The sequence below is a fragment of the Limnoglobus sp. genome (assembly GCF_059499385.1).
The window spans coordinates 58,751-78,845 of the sequence record NZ_JCABYM010000025.1 but is presented as its reverse complement, the minus strand read 5'-3'; the positions used below and the strand labels follow the sequence as shown (position 1 = coordinate 78,845).

At 67.8% G+C, this 20,095-nt stretch carries 13 protein-coding genes; 6 read left to right on the top strand and 7 right to left on the bottom strand.

Annotated elements, in window-relative coordinates:
- Positions 1–61 precede the first annotated feature (61 nt).
- A complete protein-coding gene (locus AC5JJ2_RS04295; protein WP_495856723.1) occupies positions 62–1,366 on the bottom strand; it encodes a DNA ligase in 1,305 nt (434 codons plus the stop codon).
- A 206-nt stretch (positions 1,367–1,572) separates the two neighbouring features.
- On the opposite strand from AC5JJ2_RS04295, the gene AC5JJ2_RS04290 reads away from it, so the two are divergent.
- On the top strand, positions 1,573–3,000 hold the full coding sequence (locus tag AC5JJ2_RS04290; RefSeq protein WP_495856722.1) for an aldehyde dehydrogenase family protein: 1,428 nt from the start codon (positions 1,573–1,575) through the stop codon (positions 2,998–3,000).
- A gap of 302 nt (positions 3,001–3,302) precedes the next feature.
- Here AC5JJ2_RS04290 and AC5JJ2_RS04285 read toward each other — a convergent pair whose 3' ends face one another.
- The 4 genes from AC5JJ2_RS04285 to AC5JJ2_RS04270 are packed head-to-tail and all read right to left on the bottom strand — an operon-like array spanning position 3,303 to position 10,693.
- A complete protein-coding gene (locus AC5JJ2_RS04285) occupies positions 3,303–5,735 on the bottom strand; it encodes a DUF4340 domain-containing protein (RefSeq protein ID WP_495856721.1) in 2,433 nt (810 codons plus the stop codon).
- Positions 5,736–5,767: 32 nt separating this feature from the next.
- Positions 5,768–7,909 (bottom strand): hypothetical protein, encoded by a 2,142-nt coding sequence (locus tag AC5JJ2_RS04280; protein WP_495856720.1) that lies wholly within the window; start codon positions 7,907–7,909, stop codon positions 5,768–5,770.
- Positions 7,910–7,943: 34 nt separating this feature from the next.
- Positions 7,944–9,719, bottom strand: a complete 1,776-nt coding sequence (locus AC5JJ2_RS04275; protein ID WP_495856719.1) for an ABC transporter permease — start codon at positions 9,717–9,719, stop codon at positions 7,944–7,946.
- Between the two features lie 26 nt (positions 9,720–9,745).
- Positions 9,746–10,693, bottom strand: a complete 948-nt coding sequence (locus tag AC5JJ2_RS04270; RefSeq protein ID WP_495856718.1) for an ABC transporter ATP-binding protein — start codon at positions 10,691–10,693, stop codon at positions 9,746–9,748.
- Between the two features lie 148 nt (positions 10,694–10,841).
- Between AC5JJ2_RS04270 and AC5JJ2_RS04265 the strand changes: the two genes are divergently transcribed.
- Positions 10,842–11,072, top strand: coding sequence for a hypothetical protein (locus AC5JJ2_RS04265; RefSeq protein ID WP_495856717.1), 231 nt, complete (start codon positions 10,842–10,844; stop codon positions 11,070–11,072).
- 219 nt (positions 11,073–11,291) lie between these two features.
- Here AC5JJ2_RS04265 and AC5JJ2_RS04260 read toward each other — a convergent pair whose 3' ends face one another.
- Positions 11,292–12,995 (bottom strand): hybrid sensor histidine kinase/response regulator, encoded by a 1,704-nt coding sequence (locus tag AC5JJ2_RS04260; protein ID WP_495856716.1) that lies wholly within the window; start codon positions 12,993–12,995, stop codon positions 11,292–11,294.
- Between the two features lie 94 nt (positions 12,996–13,089).
- Here AC5JJ2_RS04260 and AC5JJ2_RS04255 point away from each other — a divergent pair, with 94 nt between their 5' ends.
- Positions 13,090–13,941: an alpha/beta hydrolase gene (locus AC5JJ2_RS04255; RefSeq protein ID WP_495856715.1), complete on the top strand. Its 852-nt coding sequence runs from the start codon at positions 13,090–13,092 to the stop codon at positions 13,939–13,941.
- Positions 13,938–14,453 (top strand): hypothetical protein, encoded by a 516-nt coding sequence (locus AC5JJ2_RS04250; RefSeq protein WP_495856714.1) that lies wholly within the window; start codon positions 13,938–13,940, stop codon positions 14,451–14,453. The genes AC5JJ2_RS04255 and AC5JJ2_RS04250 overlap by 4 nt, the downstream gene beginning before the upstream one ends.
- A gap of 35 nt (positions 14,454–14,488) precedes the next feature.
- Here AC5JJ2_RS04250 and AC5JJ2_RS04245 read toward each other — a convergent pair whose 3' ends face one another.
- Positions 14,489–15,043, bottom strand: a complete 555-nt coding sequence (locus tag AC5JJ2_RS04245; protein ID WP_495856713.1) for a Uma2 family endonuclease — start codon at positions 15,041–15,043, stop codon at positions 14,489–14,491.
- A gap of 75 nt (positions 15,044–15,118) precedes the next feature.
- Between AC5JJ2_RS04245 and AC5JJ2_RS04240 the strand changes: the two genes are divergently transcribed.
- Both AC5JJ2_RS04240 and ggt read left to right on the top strand, forming a co-directional pair.
- Positions 15,119–18,088, top strand: coding sequence for a PVC-type heme-binding CxxCH protein (locus AC5JJ2_RS04240; protein WP_495856712.1), 2,970 nt, complete (start codon positions 15,119–15,121; stop codon positions 18,086–18,088).
- 169 nt (positions 18,089–18,257) lie between these two features.
- On the top strand, positions 18,258–19,847 hold the full coding sequence (gene ggt / locus AC5JJ2_RS04235; RefSeq protein ID WP_495856711.1) for a gamma-glutamyltransferase: 1,590 nt from the start codon (positions 18,258–18,260) through the stop codon (positions 19,845–19,847).
- Positions 19,848–20,095 lie beyond the last annotated feature (248 nt).

The window sequence follows — 20,095 nt, the reverse complement described above, 5'->3', positions numbered from 1 at the left end:
AGAACCCCGCCGGCAAGCCGGCGGCTATATACAGGAATCCACCACTCTTAGTTTCTATGTCTCACGTCTCGACGTAGCCCTTGCCCGTCTTCTCCGCGACGAGCTTATCGTACTCGGCCTTCGCCTTCTCTTCACTGGGGAACGCCTTCGCCTTCTCCTGGCCGTCCGTGCCGATCTTGCCCCACCGCGTCGTTATCGTCGCGTCGTCCAGCGCGACCTCCCAAAACTTGCTGGACGAACCCTCCCGGAACTCGAACCGCCGTGCCGTCGTGGTCATGACCTTCTCCTTCGGTTTGGGACCGGCCTTCGCGGGCCACGGGGGATCGTCGCCGGTCAGCCGGTACGTTTCGATGTCGGTAGCCGCGTCGGCCCGGACGCGGACGAAGCTCGGGAACCGCGGGACGCCGCCGTCGGACAGCTCCTGGTAGCGGAACGTGACCGTCGCGCCGACCGCCGGCGGGTTCGCCCGCTCCTTGTCGCTGAACCCCGTCCCGATGTTGAACGTCTTGCCGTTCGGCAGCCGGGCGACGACCGCCCCCAACCGCCCGGCGTGCCTGCCGCGGCCGGCCTCGTGGCCGATCACCACCGCTTCCGCGTCGAGAAAACTCTTCACCTTCAACAATGTGCTCGACCGGCCGGCCACGTACTGCGAACCCGGCTGGCGGAGCATCAGCCCCTCGCCGCCGAGCCCCTCGACCCGCTTCAACTCGGCCCGCAGTTGCTCGACGCCCGTACAAACGGCGTGGTCCAACAGCGTTGCCGCCTTCGCCTTCCACTTCGACACTTCAGCTTGCAGGAACCGCAGCCGGTCCTCGAACCCGCCGGGCCGGGCCGGGGCGTCGAAGATGAGGAACCGGACCTCCTTCCACAGGTCCGTCTTGTCATGGCGGCGGACGATGCCGACGGTCCGTTGGAACGCCTTCCGGCCGATCCAGAGTTCGCCGTCGAGCGGGTAGCCCGGCAGCCCGGCGAGGAACCAGTTCGGGGTGTGGTACAGGTTTCCCTGGCGGCTGACGAACTGCTTGCCATCCCAGTACGCCCGCACGCCGTCGAGCTTCTCGCTCATCCACCAGCCGGTCAGGTCCTGGGCGTTGTCCCACACCTCCGCGAGTAGCACCGGCGGGCCGCTCTTGTCCTCCGAGGGAGTGACCGGCCGGGCCGGGAGCGCGCCGCCGATGCGGGCCTCCTCGGCCGCGTCGCCGCGGAGTTTGCGGAGGTGCTTGCACGTCCGCCGCTCGATGCCGACGGACTGGTTCCGCCACGCCGGGCAGGTGCAGGCGTACACGCCGCCGGTGTTCTTCAACACGTAAGGCTTGCTGCCGGACCCTTGCATCTCGAACGATTCGCCGTCGGCCAGATCGGGCATGGGGAAACCTCCGGTGGGATGGGGAGAGGGTAGCCCGGCGGCGGGGCGGGTGCAATGTGCGTGGACCTGACTTCCGAAGTCCGGCTTCGACTTCGGAAGTCGAACGCCGCGGCGGCCCTAACGGGGTCGGGACACGCCTCTCTTCCCCTTCGACTTCCGAAGTCGAAGCCGGACTTCGGAAGTCGGGCGCTACCTATCCTGAAGGTATGACACCGTTCTCCGACGAAGTTGTCCGCTGCCGGCCCGCTCAGGCCGAATGGGCGCGGCTACCCATTCGTGAGCGCCTGCGGCGGGTCCTCGCCTTCCGCCACTTGCTGGTGAGCCGCACCGACGACCTGACCGCCGCGGTGGAAGCGGACGTGCGCCGCCCCCCGGACGAACTGATCGCGACCGACATCATCCCGACGGCCGCGGCCGCGAAGTTCCTCGAACGGCAGGCCGCCTCGATCCTCGCCCCGCGGAAAGTCGGCGGGCGGCCGCTGTGGTTGATGGGCTGCCGGGACGTGGTCCACCGGCGGCCGCGGGGCGTCGTCGGGCTGATCGGGACGTGGAACTACCCGGTCTTCCTGAACGCCATCCCGATCCTCCACGCGGTCGCGGCCGGCAACGGCGTGCTGTGGAAGCCGAGCGAACATGCGCCCCGAACGGCCGCCGTGCTGCACGAGATGTTCGTGGCGTCCGGCTTCCCCGCCGACTTGATTCAGACGCTGCCGGCGACCCGCGAGGCGGGGCCACAACTGGCGGAAGCAGAAATCGACTTCCTGCACTTCACCGGGTCCGAGCCGGTCGGCCGGAAGCTGGCGGCGCGGCTCGGCGAGAGGATGATCCCGTCCACGTTGGAACTCTCCGGGTGCGACGCGATGTTCGTGTTCCGCGACGCGGCCGTCGAACGGGCTGCGAAGCTGGCGTGGTACGGGGCGACGCTCAACGCCGGGCAGACGTGCATGGCCGTGCGGCGGGCGTTCGTCGAACGGGACGTGTACGAGGCGTTCGTGTCGCACCTGCGGCCGTTCGTGAAAGCTGCGAATCCGGTGTCGCTTGTGACGCCGGGAGAAGGCGACCGGCTACGGGAGATCGTCCGCGACGCGAAGGCGCTGGGGTGTGACGTGCTGCCGGGCGGCGACGCGGCCGACGTGCGGCCGACGGTGATCCTCAACCCGCGGGGCGCGCGGAATCTGGCCGCGAACCGCGCGCCGGTGTTCGCCCCGCTCGTGACCGTTACGCCGTTCGACGGCCGGGCCGGGGCGTTGGACCTGTTCGCGGAAACGCAACTGCGGCTCACGGCGTCGATCTTTACCGCGGACGTTGCGGCGGCGCAGGCGTTCGCGGCCGAGCTGTCGGTCGGGGCGGTGACGGTCAACGACGTGATCGTGCCGACGGCCCACCCGGAAACGCCGTTCGGCGGCCGGGCCGCGAGCGGCTGGGGCGTGACGCAGGGCGTCGAGGGCCTGCTGGAAATGACCGTGCCGCAAGTGGTGACAGTCCGCGGCGGGTCGTTCCGGCCGCACGCGGAGAACGCCGCCGCCCAACGCGACATCACCCGCGGCTACTTGCGGCTGGCGCACGGGGCCGGGTGGCGGGAGCGGTGGCGCGGCCTGCGGCAACTGCTCGGCGGGGTGTGGCGGCGGGCGTAACCCCCTGAGATGAGGAAGTCTCGTTCCAGATCAGAATCCCTCGCCCATCCGTCTTGGCCCTGAAAGGGCCGAACACGTCAGCCCAGGGCAACGCCCTGGGCGCGCGTCCCACCCAAAACATCAAGCCCTGAAAGGGCGGCACATTCTGCCGCCCTTTCAGGGCTTGATCGTTTCTCGTCGTCTACCCAGGGCGGCGTCGCTTCGCTCCTTGCCCTGGGCTGACATGTTTCGGCCTTTCAGGCCAAAGACCGGCTTCTACACCTTCCACGGCCAACGGTACTTAACGCCTAGAGTCGCGACTCTCACTTGAAGAACGCCCGCGGGCTTTCCTTGAACTCGCGGAGCACGTTCGTCGAGATCGTGAACACGTCGTCCTTCTTCGCACTCGTCCACGCGAAGTAATTCGTGCCGCCGTCCGTCTCGTTCGCGAAGTTAAACGCCAGCCCCGGATGGCCCTCGATCTCCAGGGTCACCTCCAGGCTGTTCGCCGCGTTCGCGATGTCGAACCCCTGCTCCGGCTTGAACCCGCCGGGGATGTAGTTCGCGGCCTGCGGGGCCGCCAGCGCGGACAGGAAGATTTCGACCTTCGCGGGATCGAGCGTCCCCTTCTCGCCGGCCGGCTCCTTCACCACCCACTTGTCGCCGGCCTTCTCGAACCGGTATTTCGTCGGCTGCTTCAGCGCCGCCTTCCAGCCGTTGAGCGTGATCGCCTTCACCTTCGCCTTGTCGATCGTGTACAGCCGCCGGTCGCGGAGGTCCTCGGCCGCCAGCCGGTCCGAGAACAGCCGCGAGACGACCACGACCGCCGGGCGGACGTTCGTCCGCAGGTAGGCCGACGCCTTGTCCTCGGCCTCGTTGCCGAACTCGTAGGTCCGCTCCGGTTCCATTCCGTCGAACGCGATGGTCAGCTTCACCTTGGCCGTCGGGCCGACGCCGTACTTCGCCAACTCGGCCTCTGCCGGGTTCTCGGCCGCCACCCGCGACGGGGTCATGATCGCCACCATGCCGACGAACTCGCCGACCTTCCCGGCGTCCGCGACCTGGCCCTTCAACCGGTCCGGGGCGGCGAACTTCCACGAGTCCGGCGTCCCCTTGCCGTCGCTTTCCACGATGAATGTCTCGCCGCCGCGGACCAGCGTGAGCTTCTTCGCGGGCACGTTCGGGAACGGCTTCAGCTTCGGGTCGAGGTACGCCAGCCGGTCCTTCGTCACGACCGGCAGCACGGCCTCCGGCAGCTTCATGTCCGTGCGGATGCCGTCGGCCGTGATGCGGCGGACGAATACGAAGTCGGCCTCCTTCTTGCCGAAGATGACCGTCAGCGACGGCTTGCCGTCGCCCTTCAGTTTCGGTTCGGCCGGCGGCTTCGTCGGGTCGGCGGACGGTGCGGGCTTCTCCGTCCCCTCGTACCAGAACCGGAGTTCAGCCTTCCGCTCCGCGTCGGCGAACACCGCGTCGTAGGGGGCCGGCAGCACCTCCTTCGCGATCCGCGGCTTCGCCAGCGCCGTCAGCAACTCCTGCACGGCGTTGCCCGCGAACTGCGGGTCGGTCGGGCCGCCGTAGAGCGCCCACCGCGACTCGGCCGCCGTCGGCACGCGGCGGAGCTTCGTCGTCGCCGGACCCTGGACGATGTCGATCGCGTCGATGGTCAGCTGCTTCGTGTCCGGGATCAACGTCCGGTCGCGGAGGTCACTGGGGTCGAGGGCCACCTTCGCCAGCGCCGCCACCCGTTCCGGCACGGCCGACACCTTCACGACGCTCGTGTCGTTCGCCAGCTTGCAGTAGAACTTGTCCGTCTTGTCATCGACCCGCCGGCCGACGAACAGCACGTCCGCCGGGCCGTCCTTCGGCTTCACCTCGATCCGCAGCACGTCCTTGTCCGTCGGGGCGAGGCCGTACTTGTCGAGCGATTCCGGCTTCTCGATGTAGTCGTCGGCGCTTTGCGCCTGAAGCGCCGTGAGCGCGTTGACGAGCGGCCGGACGCCGGTGAAGACGCCGGGCGGGGCCTGCGGGTCGCCGGCGAGGTCGGCGAGGCCGTACCCGGCGGGGGCCGCGAACGTCCAGTCGCCGGTGCCGGGGTTGCGGACGAGTTTCGTCTCCTTGCCGGCCTTCGCGAGCGCGATCGACTCGGTTTCGGTCAGCAGGTCGTTCTCGCCGCGGAAGAACGCCCGCTGGCGGTAGTCGGCCAGCCACTTCGCGAGCTGCCACGACTTGCCGTCGGCCGTGCCGGGGCGGAACAGGCCGTCGATGTCCGACCGCAGCACCGCGACCGGGACGGTCCGCGCGTCGGTCGAGACGAACGTGACCGGGTTGCGGCCGATCGTCGTGTCGCCGACGTTGAGCGTCGCCGCCTTCGACCCGCTCTTGAGCGTCACCTTCAGGCCGGGCTTGTCCAAGCCGTGGACCGTCTTGTTCTCGGTCACTTCCTTCGACGCCGTCGGCTTCAGCGCCAGTAGGTCGGCGACGAGCTTCTTGACGGCGAACTTGTCGGCCTTGCCGCGGCCGGGTTCGGTGATGAGCCAGTCGTCCTTGCCGGACCGGGTGAACACGATCTTCTCCTCGGCCGGCTCGGACCGGACGAGTTCCACCGTGTCCACGTCCGCCTCCTTCACGTTGGCGAGCGGGACGAGCAGCACCTGGCCGAGCGGCGGGTCGTCGTTCATCAGCGACGACACGAGCAGCCCGCCGACCAGGAGGAAGAGCACGGCCAGGAGAATCCACGCCAGTTTGAAGTTCATCGCGAAACCCGAAAGGGGGCCAGGACGGTCGGTCACTTCCGGCGGACGACCCAGACGCCGGCCCCGAACCCGATGATCGTCAGCGCGGCGAGCACGACCGGCAGGACGAGCAGCCGCATGGCGTCCATGCTCGGGTTCGCCTTGTACGTGCCGTAGGGCTTGTTCACCACGTCCACGGTCGGCCGGTCGCGGAGCCAGTCGATGGCGGTCGAGATCATGGCGTGGCCGATGTTCGCGTCCGGGGAGGCGGCGAACTGGGCGGCGACCTCGTCGGTGAAGTAGAACACGGTCCCGAACACGACGACCCGACCCACGCCGCCCTCGGTCGCGACGGCCGCCACCGGCCGGCGGGTCGCGCTGATCTTCTTCTTGATCTGCACCTCTTCGGATTCGAGGAGCGCGTCCAACTCCTTGTTCGGGTCGGCCGGGCGGACCGGTTCCAACCAACTCGGCATCCGGTTGCCGCCGATCGTCGTGATGAGCGGGTACGTCTCGATGGTCGCGGTCGGCTCGGCCGGCGGCGTGAGTTCGAGCGGCCGGGCCGGGCCGACGGGGAACATCCGGCCGGGCGGCGGCAGGACGCCGGCGATCGGGTTGTTGGCCGAGACCGCCCGCAGGTCGGTCGTGCAGATGATGTTGTCCGGTCCGGTCCGCTGCGTCGGGACGTTCATCAGGAACGCCTTGACTAGCTTGATGTTGAACCCGGCCAGCACGTCTTCCAGCCCGGTGTCCTGCACGCCGTCGTTCTTCACGGTCGTGGTCGGCCCGGCGATGACGATCAGCTTGCCCTTCTTCCCGTTCGCCTGCGGTTCCGAGACGTACTTCTTCAACTCGGCCGCGAACGCCGTGGCGATGGTCTGCTTCGGGTCGGCGACGATCACGACCGTCGCGTCGGCCGGGACCTTCGGGGCTTCCTTCGCGAATGGGAGCGGCTTTACTTCAAAGTTCAGCTTCTCCAGGTAGCCCTTCAACTCGACGGCCGACTGGTCGCGGCCAAGGGCGTCCGGGCCGGGCGTGATGTTCAACTCGCCGCTGCCCTGGGTGAAGTAGACGACCGGCTTCGACTTGTTCTCGGCGAGGAACAGCAGCTCGCGGACGAGGACCTTCTCGCCCTCGAAGAACTGCCCGCTCGGCCGGCCGGTCCGCGGGTCGCGGTCCACGCGGACGATGTCCTCGTGCTTGACCGTCGAGTACCGCTTCTCGTCGTCGCCGAGGGCCAGGATGAGCGCCGTCTCGTTGAGGTTCGCCTGCGGGAACTTGGTGCGGAGTTGCTGGGATTCTTTCGTGGGCGGGTTGATGCCGTAGTTGCGGACGACGAACGCGGCTGGGTTCAGGTCCTGGAGGTTGGCGAGCATCACCTTGAGCTCGTCGTGCCCGCGGACGCCCTCTTCGAGGAACGAGTAGACCGTCACCTTCTGGTCGAGCGTGCCGATGAACTGCTCGGTGGACGGGCTGAGCGTGTAGAACCCGGTCCCGGTCGTGTCGAGACGGTTCGGCAGCTTCGTGCCGAAGAAGATGTTGACGACGGCGAGCGCGACGAACAGCAACAGGCCGGTGACGAGCAGGTTCGTGGCGTACACCAGCCGCCGGGCCGTCTGGCTGTGCCGCTCCTCCGGGCGGGTGAGCTGGGCCGCGAAGAACGCCAGCGCCCCGCCGACGATGAACACGAGGACCGGGACGAGGACCTTCCACAGGTCCTTCCCCTCCCGCGTGTCGAGCCACTTACTCAGCACGTCGTACTGGTCGATGACGAACCACAACCCGCCGAGCATGAGCAGCAGGCCGCTGCCGACGCCGGCGAGCAGCACGGCGACGCGGGACGCGGTCCGCCGCTCGTCCGCGGGCCGGCCCGGCGTCTGGTAGAACGCCCACAGCGCCCCGGCGAGGCAGCCGAGGCCGCCGACCGCGCCGAAGGCCAGCAGCACGAAGTGGTTCGTCCGGTTCGGGTCCGGCAATTTCTCGGCCGCTTCCAGCGGCTTCTCGGTGTTCTCGCCCTCCGGCTTCTCCTCCACCTTCTTCTCGACCGGCCGGTTCTGGTACACCTTGTACCCGCCGTAGGCGACCGGGACCGCCCAGAGGGCGGCCAAGATTAGCAGCAGGCGGCCGAGGTTGGACGGCGCGGCCAACAGCCATTTCGTGAGCGGGTCCAGCGGCCCGGTTTCGGTCGGTTGCATGGTGCGAATCACCTTCACGAGCGCGGTCGGACGGTTACAGCCACTTCCGGGCCTCGATCGACTTGAGCGTCAGGTACACCCAGAACACGGCCAGCGAAGCCTGGATGAGCAGGTCGCGGACCGGCAGTTGGCCGGACAAGGACCCGACCCACAGCCGCCAGTACGAGGCGTGCGCCAGCGCGCCGAGGATGTCCCGCACGACCTTCGGGAAGTAGTCCACCCGGCCGAGCCAGTTCAGCACGAACAGGGTGAGCACGCCCACGAACGTCAGCACGGCCGCGATCACCTGGTTGCGGGTCAGGCTGGAGAAGAACAGCCCCATGCCGACCATCGCCAGTCCGCTCACGCCGATGGCGATGTACAGGCTGAGCAGCGGCCGGTAGTCGAACGGCTGGCCCCCCTCGAACCGCAGGGCGATGAGGTACAGGCCGAGCGGGACCCAGCAGAACATGAAGAACAGCCAGCACGCGAACAGCTTGCTCAGCACGATCGTCAACTCGTTGACCGGGGCGGTGAGCAGCACCTCGATGGTGCCGGTCCGCTTCTCCTCGCTGAACAGCCGCATCGTCAGGGCCGGGACGAGCAGCAGCACGACGAGCGGGCCGACCAGCGAGCCGGGGTAGTACTCGGACAGGATCGGCTCCGCGATCGGCGGCGACTCGCCGAGCGGCCCGGCGGCGCGGGCGATGTTGAACACCACGAACAGCAGGTAGCCGATCCACGTCAGGAGCGACATGCCGAGCAGCACGATGTACGCGATGGGCGAGTAAAAGTAACTGGACAGCTCGCGGCGGGTCATCGTGACGAACGGGCTGTCCGACACGATGCCGAGGGACACGGCGAGGTACACGACGCCGAGGCCGCCGAGGAGCAGGCCGCTCGGCACGAGGAACGGCTTCGGGGCGGGCAGGGCGAACGTCGCGACGGCGGAGATCGCGAACACGCCGGCGAACCCGACGCCGATCACGGCGAGGCCGCCGCGGAGCCACGCCGGGAGGTTTTTGTTCAGCCCGGCCCAGGCCGCGAACCCGAGGAACGCCAGCACGATCGCGGCGCGGGCCAGCACCTTCCAGGTGTCGAACGCTTGGTACGCATTCTTCAGCGCCGGCGGGCCTTCGTACAGCAGCGTCGGGACGGCGGACCGGCCGAAGGCGTACAGGAGGGCCGCCCCGCCGAGTAGGCCGAGCAGCGACGCGACGAGGTGGCCGGGGCCGTCGGTCGTGTCCACCCGGCTGAGGAACGCGCTGACGAACCCGAGGCCGAGGATGCCGAGGAGGACGCCGGGGCCGACGATCGTGTCCGGGTTCGCGACGGCCAGCGCCACGCTGCCGAGGCAGAGGATCGCGCCGACGGCGAGCGTCAGCGTCAGCCCGTACCGGAGGAACTTCGCGTCCGTCTCGTGCCGCAGCGGGGTAACGAGGAAGACGAGGCCGAGGAACCCGAACAGCGGCGACCACGGCAAGAAGTGGTAGCCGAGTTCTTTCTTTGGCTCGCTGCTGTTCAGGAACGGGCCGGGGACGACCGCGGCGGCGACGGCGAGGACGAGCAGGCCGGCGGCGAAGTACATGTACGCCCGGCGGATCTCGACGGACGTGTCCCGCAGGGCGTGGTAGAACATCGCGACGAGGCCGGCCGCGGTCATCAGATACGCCCACGACACGGGGATGATCCGCGGCGCGGAAATGCTGGCGACGACGACGATCACGCCGAGCGCGGCCAGCCCCATGCCGGTCAACCCGACGAGTTGCGTCCCGGCCAACTCGTCGGTCCGCACTTCGGACGGGGCCTCTTCCAACGACCGCTCGCTCATGGATGCCTCAATCTCGGTGGGCCGGGTCAGTCGCCGCGAAGGGTGGACCGCATGTAGATGTCTTCGAGCTTCTCCCGCCGCAGCTCCAGCCGGCGGACCGGGTGGCCCTTCTCGTGCAGCCGGGCGGCGACCTTCTCCCGAACGTCGTGCCCCGGCTCGGCGTGGACCTCGACCGCCGCGAACCCGTCGGCCGGGGCGTCCGGCGGGATCGGCTTCGCCTCCAACACGCCCTTCACGCCGAGGACGAGCGGCTCGATCTGCTCGGCCGTGCCGCGGGCCTCGACGATGACCGTCGGCACGCTCGCGGCGATCTCGGACAGCTTGCCGTCGAACTTGATCCGCCCGCGGTGGATGATGATGACGCGGTCGCACACCTTCTCCACGTCCGGCAGGTGGTGGCTGCTGAACAGGACCGTGTGCTGGCCGCCGAGTTCCTTCACCGCCTTGAGCGTCTCCTCCTGCTGCACCGGGTCGAGTCCGGACAGCGGCTCATCAAGGATGAGTACCGGCGGGTCGGCGAGGAGCGTGTCGGCGAGGCCGACCCGCTGGCGGTAGCCCTTCGACAGCGTGCCGAGCAGCCGGCGGCGGACCTCGCGGATGCGGCAACGTTCCAGGCTGTACTCGATCCGCTTCGTGCGGACGGCCCGGTCAACGCCTTTGAGCTTGGCGCGGTATTGCAGGTACTCTTCGACCCGCATCTCGGTGTAGAGGGGGACGCTTTCCGGGAGGTAGCCGAGGTTCTTCCGCACGTCGTCGGACTGGTACATCACATCGAACCCGGCGACGCGGGCGAACCCGGAGCTGGCCGGGAGGTACGTGGTGAGAACCCGCATGGTGGTGGACTTGCCGGCCCCGTTGTTGCCGAGAAACCCGACGAGTTCGCCGCGGCCGACCTCGAAGTTGATGCGGTCCACCGCGACGACCGGGCCGTAATGCTTGGTGAGGTTTTGAACCTGGATCGCCGGCTGCGTCATGGAGGCAAGCTCGCGTCGGCCCTGGGAGGGTCTTGGTGCGAAACTATGTTAGGGCCGACGCGGGGGGCGACAAGCGGGCGAAGGGAGTTGGCGGCGAAGGCGCATCGCCGGTACGGTGAAGTACATTCTGTTCACGGGATGCGTGACGATGACACAGAAAGACGCCCTACGTGCTCAACTCAAACTGATGCGTCGGATGGTTACGTTTGAACGATTCGCGGTCGAATTGGAAAGCGGGGATCGTGTAACGGTCGAAAGCGCGGAGAAGATCGCGTTCGACCCGGTGGAGGGCGGGATCGACACCGTCGTCATCATCGCGAATCGGCAAACACACCTGACAAGTCTGAAAGAGATTACCCACGTTCGGTCTTTGGCCTGAAAGGCCAGGACATGTTAGCCCAGGGCAAGGAGCGGAGCGACGCCGCCCTGGGTAGACGCCCCACCCCACGCAACAAGCCCTGAAAGGGCGACAGAGTCTGTCGCCCTTTCAGGGCTTGTCCCGATTATGGGTTGCGGTCCGACCCAGGGCGGCGTCGCTCCGCTCCTTGCCCTGGGCTATATTCTCACGCCCCTTCGGGGCTAAGAACCGAGACCGCGCTTACGCCGTCGCCACGACCTGCGTCACCTTCTGCACGGCCGTCAACAGGTGCTCCGCCAGGAACGGCTTCCGCACGAACCGCATCCCCGGTTCCAACTCCTGCCCGGTCGTCGGGTAGCCGGACACGAACACGACCGGCAGCCCCGGCCGCGTACACCGCATCCGCTCCGCCAGCCGCCGGCCGGTCAGCCCCGGCATCACCACGTCCGTCACCAACAGGTCGATCGGCTCCTGCACCACGCGGGCCAGCTTCGCCGCGTCGTCCCCGGTCCGGGCCTCGATCACGTTGTACCCGACCGACTCCAGCGCCGCCTTCGCCAGCCCCCGCAAAGCGTCGTCGTCCTCCACCAACAGCGCCGTCTCGCCGTCGTGCGACGCGGGCAAGTCCACGAACGGGTCGGGGTCGTCGGCCGTCTCCTGCGCGGCGGGGAAGTAGACGCGGAACACCGTGCCCGTGTCCGGCTTCGAGTCCACCTCGATGTGCCCGTGGCAGCCGTTCACGATGTCCCGGATCGTGGCGAGGCCGAGGCCGGTCCCGACCGTGCCCTTCGTCGTGAAGAACGGGTCGAACACGCGGGCCAGCGTCGGGTCGTCGATCCCCGTGCCGTTGTCCGCGACGGACAGGCAGACGTACCGGCCGCACAGCCGGTCGGCCGGCCACCCCGGCTGGCCGGGCCGGACGGTCGCCACGGACGTGCGGACGCCGAGGACGCCGCCGCGGGGCATCGCGTCGCGGGCGTTCGCCACCAGGTTCAGAACGACCTGCTCGATCTGGCCGCGGTCGGCCCACACGTTCGGCACGTCCACCTCCGGCGTCAGCACGCACTCGACCCGCGACCCGGCGCTCGCGCGGATGAGCGGGGCGAGGTCGGCGAGGAGCGTGCCGAGGTCGAACGCCGTCGGCCGCGGGTCGTCCGGCTTCGCGAAGTTCAGCGCCCGGTGCGTGAGGGCGCTCGCGTGCCGGACGGCGGCCCGGATCACGTCGGAGTACTGCCGGCCGAACGTCTTCGGCGGCAGCCACTCGTGCAGCAGGTCGGCGTACCCGCCGACGACGGCGAGCAGGTTGTTCAAGTCGTGGACGACGTTCGCCGCCACCCGGCCGAGAGCTTCGAGCTGCCGGGCGTGGTCCGGCCGCTTCGGCGGCTCCTCGACCGGCACGGCCATCGGGATTTCGCCCGGCGTCGTCTGGTAGACGCTCACGACGTTCCCGCCCGCGTCCGGCGACATCGACACGAGGACGGGGACCGCCTTGCCGTCCCGGTCCCGCCGCTCGGTGACGGCGTCGCGGACGGGGACGCCCTGGGTCGCCTGCGTGACGTGCCGGGCGTGCTCGGAGAACCGGTCCGCCGGTAGGAACGCCGGCGGCCGGCCGACGACTTCCGCCGAGGTCCAGCCGAACGTCTCGGCCGCGGCGTCCGACCAGAAGATGACGTGCCCCTGCGGGTTCAGTACGACGACCGGGTGCGGGATCGCGGCCATCACGTCCGCGAGCAAGAACCGATCCGGGCACTCGGGGATGATGTACCGCTCGGTCGGCTGCTCCTCGGCCCGCTTCCGGCGGTCGGACATCGGCACGGTGTCGGACAGCCGGCCGATGAGCGTCGAGGCTTCGGCGAGCGGCGACTCGTGGGCGGACAGCCGGGCCGAGATGTCGGCCAGGCGTTGGCGGATCGGCGAGTAGTCGCGGGCGGTGGGCGTGGGCAAGGCAATCTCCCGCGGGGAGTTGAACCGCCGCGGCCGGCGTGTTACGCTGGCCGCGGTCCGGTCCTCCCCGCCGTACTGTCACGAGAGGTCGTTCATGCGCTTCGTCCTGATGAGTTCGTTCCTGTTCGCGGCCGCCCCGGTCCTCGCGGCCGACGCCTACAAGCTCCCGCCGGAGGCGACGCCGAAGGCCGACGTGCCGAAGGGCAAGGTCGAGAAGCTGTCGTGGACCAGCAAGGTCTTCGACGGCACGACCCGCGACTACTGGGTGTACGTCCCGGCCCAGTACAAATCCGACGGCCCGCCGGCGTGCGTCATGGTCTTCCAGGACGGCGGCAACTACCAGAACCCGACCGGCCAGTTCCGCAGCACGGTCGTGATGGACAACCTCATCCACGCCGGCGAGATGCCGGTGACGGTGGGCGTCTTCATCAACCCCGGCACGTTCGGCAAGCGGTCGAACCGGAGCTTCGAGTACGACACCCTGTCACCGCAATATGCGACGTTCCTGGAGAAAGAAATTCTGCCGGAGGTGCAGAAGGGGGTGAAACTGCGGTCGGATGCTGCGGGTCGCGCCATCTGCGGGATCAGTTCCGGCGGCATCTGCGCGTTCACGGCCGCGTGGGAGCGGCCGGACCTGTTCAGCAAGGTACTCTCGCACGTCGGCAGCTTCACGAACATCCGGCACGGCGACCAGTACCCCGGCCTGATCCGCAAGACCGAGCGGAAGCCGATCCGCGTGTACCTGCAGGACGGGTCGGGCGACCTGGACAACCTGCACGGGAGTTGGCCGCTGGCGAACCTGGCGATGGCCGCCAGCCTGCGGTACATGGACTACGACTACAAGTTCGTGTACGGCGACGGCGGGCACAACGGGAAGCACGGCGGCGCGCTCATGGCCGACTCCCTCCGCTGGCTGTGGCGGGACTGGAAGAAGGAGACGAAATGACCCGCGCGTTCGCGATCGTGCTGCTGCTCTCGGCGTCCGCGTCGGCCCAGGACATGCCGCTGCGGGACTGGACGAAGGGCGGCGAGGGTTGGGCGAAAGCCGACGGCGCGAGGCCGTCGGCGAAGCCCGCCATCGACGGCGCGACGGCGACGGTCGTGACGCCGGACGGCGGCACGATGTACGCCGGGTTCGCCGACAAGCGGTACCTGTGGGCGTACCCGATGACGGCCGGCAAGCCCGGCGTCGGCCAGCCCTACGCTTCTTTGCGCTGCCCGATCGGCAAGGACACGACGACGAGCGTGACGAGCCTAACGGTGGACCCGGCGGGCCGAATCTACGCGGCGACGCCGCAGGGCGTGCAGGTGTTCGACCCGACCGGCCGCCTGTCCGGCGTGCTCCTGGCCCCGGCGAAGGGGGAACTGTCGGCGCTGAGCTGGGAAAAGGATTCGCTGGTGGCCTGGGTCGGCGACCAGAAGTATTCGCGAAAAATGAACGCGGGCGGCAAGCAGTGAGGGCTGAAAGCCCGCGGACGAACGTCCGCGGGAAGTCACGCGAAGAAGTCCGCCACCCGGCAGCTGAACGCCGGCAGTACGTCGCCGCCGTCGATGGTGTCGGCCTCGTCTAACTCGACGCCCCGCATCGTGCCGGCGTAAACCATGACCGTGCGGGTTTCCGGATCGACGACCCACACGAGGCGGACGCCGGTGGAAATGTACTCCCGGACCTTCTCCCGAACGGCGGTGCGGCGGTCGTCCGGCGAGAGAACTTCGACGGCGAGGTCCGGCGGAATCTCAAAGTAATCTTCGGGTTCGGCCGGTTGACGGGCGATGCTCCAGAACGCCACGTCCGGGGCGCGCATGGTGTCGGGGTCGCGTTCCAGCCGGACCCCGGTGTCGTTCGACGCGACCCACCCCAGCCGCCGCTCGTCCACGAAGTTCCCGACCTTCCGGTCGATCCGCGAGCAAACGATCCCGTGTCGGCCTTTCGCGGGAGGCATGGTGACGATCTTCCCTTTCACGAGTTCGTGCCGCGACCCGTCCGCCGGGTTCGGCAACTTTACGAACTCCGCCGCCGTAATCAGCTTGGTGGCCACCGCTGACATGTCGCAACCTCTCGGGGTTGTGGTTATCATAGCGTCCACCGACCCGACCTTCCTACCCGAATCGGAACCCTCCCCATGCGCTGGTTGCCGCTTCTCCTCCTGCTCGGCCCGACGCTCCGCGCCGCGGACAAGCCGATCCCCACGGCCGACGCCGCCGCGAAGATGACGGCCCCGCCGGGGTTCAACGTCACGCTGTTCGCCGGCGAGCCGGACATCGTGCAGCCGATCGCGTTCACGTTCGACGACCGCGGCCGGATGTGGGTCGTCGAGTGCCTCAGCTACCCGAAGTGGCGGGCCGACGGCAAAGGCAACGACCGCGTCACGATCCTCGAAGACACCGACGGCGACGGCAAGCACGACAAAAAGACCGTCGTGATCGATAACGGCTGCAACCTCTCCGGCATCGAACTCGGCTTCGGCGGCGTCTACCTCTGCTCCACGCCGAACCTGATCTTCGTCCCCATCAAGGACGACAAGCCGGCCGGCGAGCCGCAAGTCCTGCTCGACGGGTGGAACCTGAAGGAGGCGAAGCACAACGTCTTCAACGGCCTCATCTGGGGGCCGGACGGGTGGCTGTACGGGTGCAACGGCATCCAAACGAAGTCGTGGGTCGGTGCGCCGGGCACGCCGCAGGACAAGCGGACGTACATGGACTGCGGCGTCTGGCGGTTCCACCCGACGAAGAAGACGTTCGAGGTCGTCGCGACCGGGACGACGAACCCGTGGGGCCTCGACTTCGACGAGTACGGCGAGATGTTCATCACGAACTGCGTCATCGACCACCTGTTCCACGTCGTCCCCGGCGGGCGGTATCAACGGATGTACGGCCAGGACTCGAACCCTTACGCCTTCGGCCTCATGAGCAGCGCGGTGGACTACAAGCACTGGGCCGGCGGGCACTGGACCGAGAGCCGGGCGGACAAGAAGACCGGGGCGCTGCAGAAGACGCACGACGACGCCGGCGGCGGCCACGCGCACAGCGGGGCGGCTATCTACCTCGGCGACAACTTCCCGAAGGAGTACCGGAATACGCTGTTCACCTGCAACATCCACGGCAGCCGCCTGAACAACGACGGCCTGGAGCGGACGCCGAGCGGCATGAAGGGGGTGCGGCGGCCGGACTTCCTGTTCGCGAACGACCCGTGGTTCCGCGGCATCTGCGTGAAGCAGGGGCCGGAGGGGGCGCTGTACGTCAGCGACTGGTGCGACACCGGCGAGTGCCACAACTACGACGTGGCCGACACGACCAACGGCCGCATCTACCGCGTGGCGTACGGCACACCGAAGAAGTACACCGAAGATGTATCCAAGTGGTCGGACCGATCACTGTTTCATCGCGCGGGTGGCAACGGGAACGTCTGGGAGTTTCGCCATGCTTTGCGAATCCTGCACGAGCGGGCGTCCGCAGGAATTCTGAATGCCGAAGTCCTCGATGACATTCGGAAGGAAACTCAAGGCATGCTTACCCACAAGGACCGGCCTTTTGACCCCGAAATGTTAGACCTCTTGTGGTGCAAGCACGTTGTACTTGGAGCGAAGGCGGAACTGCTGCCATACCTCGCAGTCCACAATGAACACGTTCGTCATTGGGCAATCCGCCTGAGTGTGGACGACATCGCATCGCTCAACTCCAACTCGAAGTTTGCCGACGTGCTAGTTGCGCACGCCGAAAAAGAGAAGTCGCCGTTCGTCCGCTCTACGCTCGCGTACGCGATGAGCCGACTGGCAGACGCGGATGCATTCAAAATTGCCACCAAACTATTCAGCCACACGGCCGACAACGCCGACGACAAGCTGACGCAGCTCTACTGGCTCGGCGTCCAGCCCGCCGTTCTTGCGAATCCGGCCGAGGCGTTGAAGCTCGTCAACACCATCGCGATCCGCAGAGTTCGCACGAACATCGTCCGGCTCGCGTTGTCGCTGCCAAACGCTGACGCCACGAAGCCGCTCGACGCAGTGTTCCCGGTTCTGACGGCGGCCGCGAACGACGAGACACGGCGGGACATCCTCCTCGGCATTCAACAAGCGTTCGAGGACCGCAAAGCCGTGAAGCCGCCGGAAAGCTGGAAGCCGATCTACGACACGCTCATGGCGAACAAGACCGAGGTAATCGTCGATCTGGCGAACGACCTCGCGCTGAAGTTCGGCGACGAACGGGCCGTCGCGATGCTCGCGTTCGCCGCGGCGAACGACAAACTCCCGGCCACCACCCGTGTGCGGGCCATCGAGAAATTGCTGCCCGCGAAGCCGTCGGGGTTCGCCGAGAGTTTGCAGAAGTGGCTGGGCGACCCCGCCGTCCGCGGCGCGGCGATCCGCGGGCTGTCCCGGTACGCCGACGCCACGATCCCGGCGAAGATTCTGGCCCTATATCCTTCCCTGCCCGCCGACGAGAAAGCCGACGCAATCCTGACACTCGCGGCGCGGCCGACGTTCGCCCTCGCACTGCTCGATGCCGTCGAGAAGGGCACGGTCCCGAAGGCGGACATCACCGCGTTCGCCGCCCGGCAGATCACGGCCCTCAACAACAAGGACGTGACGGCGAAGCTCACTGCCGTCTGGGGCACGGTGAAGGCCGCCACCGCCACGCGGGTCGAGCAGACGAAGAAGCTGAAGACGCTGTTGACGCCGGACTACCTGACGGCCGCGAACGCCGAGAAGGGCAAGGCCCTCTACACCCGGAGCTGCGCCGCGTGCCACAAGCTATTCGGCGAAGGCGGCGACGTGGGGCCGGAACTGACCGGCAGCCAGCGGGCGAGCCTCGACTACCTGCTGGAGAACGTCCTCGACCCGAACGCGGTCGTACCGTTCGACTACAAGATGGTGCAGTTCAACCTGCTCGACGGCCGCGTCGTGACCGGCCTCGTCAAGAAAGAGACGGCCCAGGCCGTGACCGTGCGGACGGCGAACGAGCAGATCGTCATCCAGAAGGACGACATCGAGAAGCGCACGCCGACGAACAACTCCGTCATGCCCGAGGGGTTGCTCGACGCGCTCAAGGACGACGAGGTCCGCGACCTCATCGGGTATCTTCAGAAGAAAAATTAGCCACAGAGGAACACAGATGAAAACAGATCAGCAGAAAATCATTTCATGGCGCGCCTCCGACGACGCAGGCCCGAGAAGTGCGCTCCGGTCTTTGAAATCTCTTGGGTTTTTTCTGATCTGTTTTCATCTGTGTTCGTCTGTGGCTAATTCCCAACCTCGGCCGCGGCCGGTGACGGTCGCGAATAACGGGATCGTCGCGACGAGCCACCCGCTCGCGGCTCAGGTCGGGCTGGACGTGCTGAAGAACGGCGGGAACGCCGTGGACGCGGCCATCGCCACGAGCGCCGCGATGGGCCTCATGGAGCCGATGTCCTGCGGCATCGGCGGCGACCTGTTCGCCATCGTCTGGGACGCGAAGACGCAGAAGCTGTACGGGCTGAACGCCAACGGCCGCGCCCCGCTGAAGGCGACGCGGCAATTGTTCAAGGACAAGGGGCTGGATGAAATCCCGATCACCGGCCCGCTGTCGTGGTCCGTGCCGGGGTGCGTGGACGGGTGGGATCAGCTTCAAAAGAAGTTCGGCACGAAGAACCTGTCCGAACTGCTCGCCCCGAGCGTCCGGTACGCGAAGGAGGGCGTCGCGGTCCCCGAGGTCATCGGCGGATACTGGCGGAACGCGGACCGCAACGCCGAGCTGCGGGCCGTGTACGCCCCCGGCGGGCGGTCGCCGCGGATGGGCGACGTGTTCAAGAACCCGGCCCTCGCGAGGACGTACCAGCTCGTCGCCGACGGCGGGCGGGACGCCTTCTACAAGGGGCCGGTCGCCGAGGCGCTCGTCAAGTTCTCGGACGCGAAGGGCGGGTTGTTCCAGTTGAAGGACTTCGCCGGGCACACGTCCGAGTGGGTCGAGCCGGTCAGCACCAATTATCGCGGGTACGACGTGTGGGAACTGCCGCCGCCGGGACAGGGGATCGCGGCGCTGCAGATGCTCAACCTGCTGGAGCCACACGACCTCGCGAAGCTCGGGCCGAAGTCGCCGGAGTTCTGGCACTTGATGGTCGAGGCGAAGAAGCTGGCCTATGCAGACCGGGCGAAGTTCTACACCGACCCGCTATTCGGCAAGGTCCCGGTGAAGCACCTCATCTCGAAGGAGTACGCGAAGGAGCGGGCGCGGCTGTTCGACCCGCTGAAGGCGCTGACCGAGGTTCCGGCCGGCGACGCAAAGCTCGGGCTGGCCGACACGATCTTCCTGTGCGTCGTGGACAAGGACCGCAACTGCGTGTCGCTCATTCAGAGTAACTACTTCGGGTTCGGGTCCGGCCTCGCCCCGGCCGACCTGGGGTTCACGATCCAGAACCGCGGCACGCTTTTCGCGCTGGACGAGGCGCACGCCAACCGGCTGGAGCCGGGCAAGCGGCCGTTCCACACGATCATCCCGGCGCTGGTGACGAAGGGCGGCAAGCCGTGGCTGACCTACGGCGTCATGGGCGGCGACATGCAGCCGCAGGGCCACGTCCAGGTGCTGGTGAACATGCTCGACTTCGGCATGAACGTCCAACAGGCCGGCGAGGCGGCGCGGATCGAGCACGTCGGGTCGGCGACGCCGACCGGCAAGCCGGGGTCGCCGGACGGCGGGACGCTGAAGGTCGAGGTCGGGATTCCCGACGCCGTCGTGGACGGCCTGCGGAAGCGCGGCCACGTCGTCGAGCGGGTCCGCACCAACGGCGGCGGGTTCCAGGGCATCGTCATCGACCCGGCGACCGGCGTGCTGCACGGCGGCACCGAGGTCCGCAAGGACGGGATGGCCGTGGGGTATTGACAAACCAGACTTCCGAAGTCCGGCTTCGACTTCGGAAGTCGAGCCGGCAACGACACCCGGCGAATGGTATGGCGATTTCGTAGGTGTGGGCAATGCCCACCTTACGTTACCTCACATTCGCTCGTCGCGCGGGATCGACTTCCGAAGTCGAAACCGGACTTCGGAAGTCGGGGTACTTCCCACGGACGGTCGCGTCGCCCAAATAATTCGCCCGACCCGGCGAACAACCCGTGACCGCCCCACATCCA

Excerpts from the sequence above, each read along its gene's own strand:
- AC5JJ2_RS04290 (WP_495856722.1), top strand. The coding sequence starts at position 1,573 with ATGACACCGTTCTCCGACGAAGTTGTCCGCTGCCGGCCCGCTCAGGCC.
- AC5JJ2_RS04285 (WP_495856721.1), bottom strand. The coding sequence starts at position 5,735 with ATGAACTTCAAACTGGCGTGGATTCTCCTGGCCGTGCTCTTCCTCCTG.
- AC5JJ2_RS04250 (WP_495856714.1), top strand. The coding sequence starts at position 13,938 with ATGACCCGCGCGTTCGCGATCGTGCTGCTGCTCTCGGCGTCCGCGTCG.
- AC5JJ2_RS04265 (WP_495856717.1), top strand. The coding sequence starts at position 10,842 with ATGACACAGAAAGACGCCCTACGTGCTCAACTCAAACTGATGCGTCGG.
- AC5JJ2_RS04240 (WP_495856712.1), top strand. The coding sequence starts at position 15,119 with ATGCGCTGGTTGCCGCTTCTCCTCCTGCTCGGCCCGACGCTCCGCGCC.
- AC5JJ2_RS04275 (WP_495856719.1), bottom strand. The coding sequence starts at position 9,719 with ATGAGCGAGCGGTCGTTGGAAGAGGCCCCGTCCGAAGTGCGGACCGAC.
- AC5JJ2_RS04270 (WP_495856718.1), bottom strand. The coding sequence starts at position 10,693 with ATGACGCAGCCGGCGATCCAGGTTCAAAACCTCACCAAGCATTACGGC.
- AC5JJ2_RS04255 (WP_495856715.1), top strand. The coding sequence starts at position 13,090 with ATGCGCTTCGTCCTGATGAGTTCGTTCCTGTTCGCGGCCGCCCCGGTC.
- AC5JJ2_RS04295 (WP_495856723.1), bottom strand. The coding sequence starts at position 1,366 with ATGCCCGATCTGGCCGACGGCGAATCGTTCGAGATGCAAGGGTCCGGC.
- AC5JJ2_RS04245 (WP_495856713.1), bottom strand. The coding sequence starts at position 15,043 with ATGTCAGCGGTGGCCACCAAGCTGATTACGGCGGCGGAGTTCGTAAAG.
- AC5JJ2_RS04280 (WP_495856720.1), bottom strand. The coding sequence starts at position 7,909 with ATGCAACCGACCGAAACCGGGCCGCTGGACCCGCTCACGAAATGGCTG.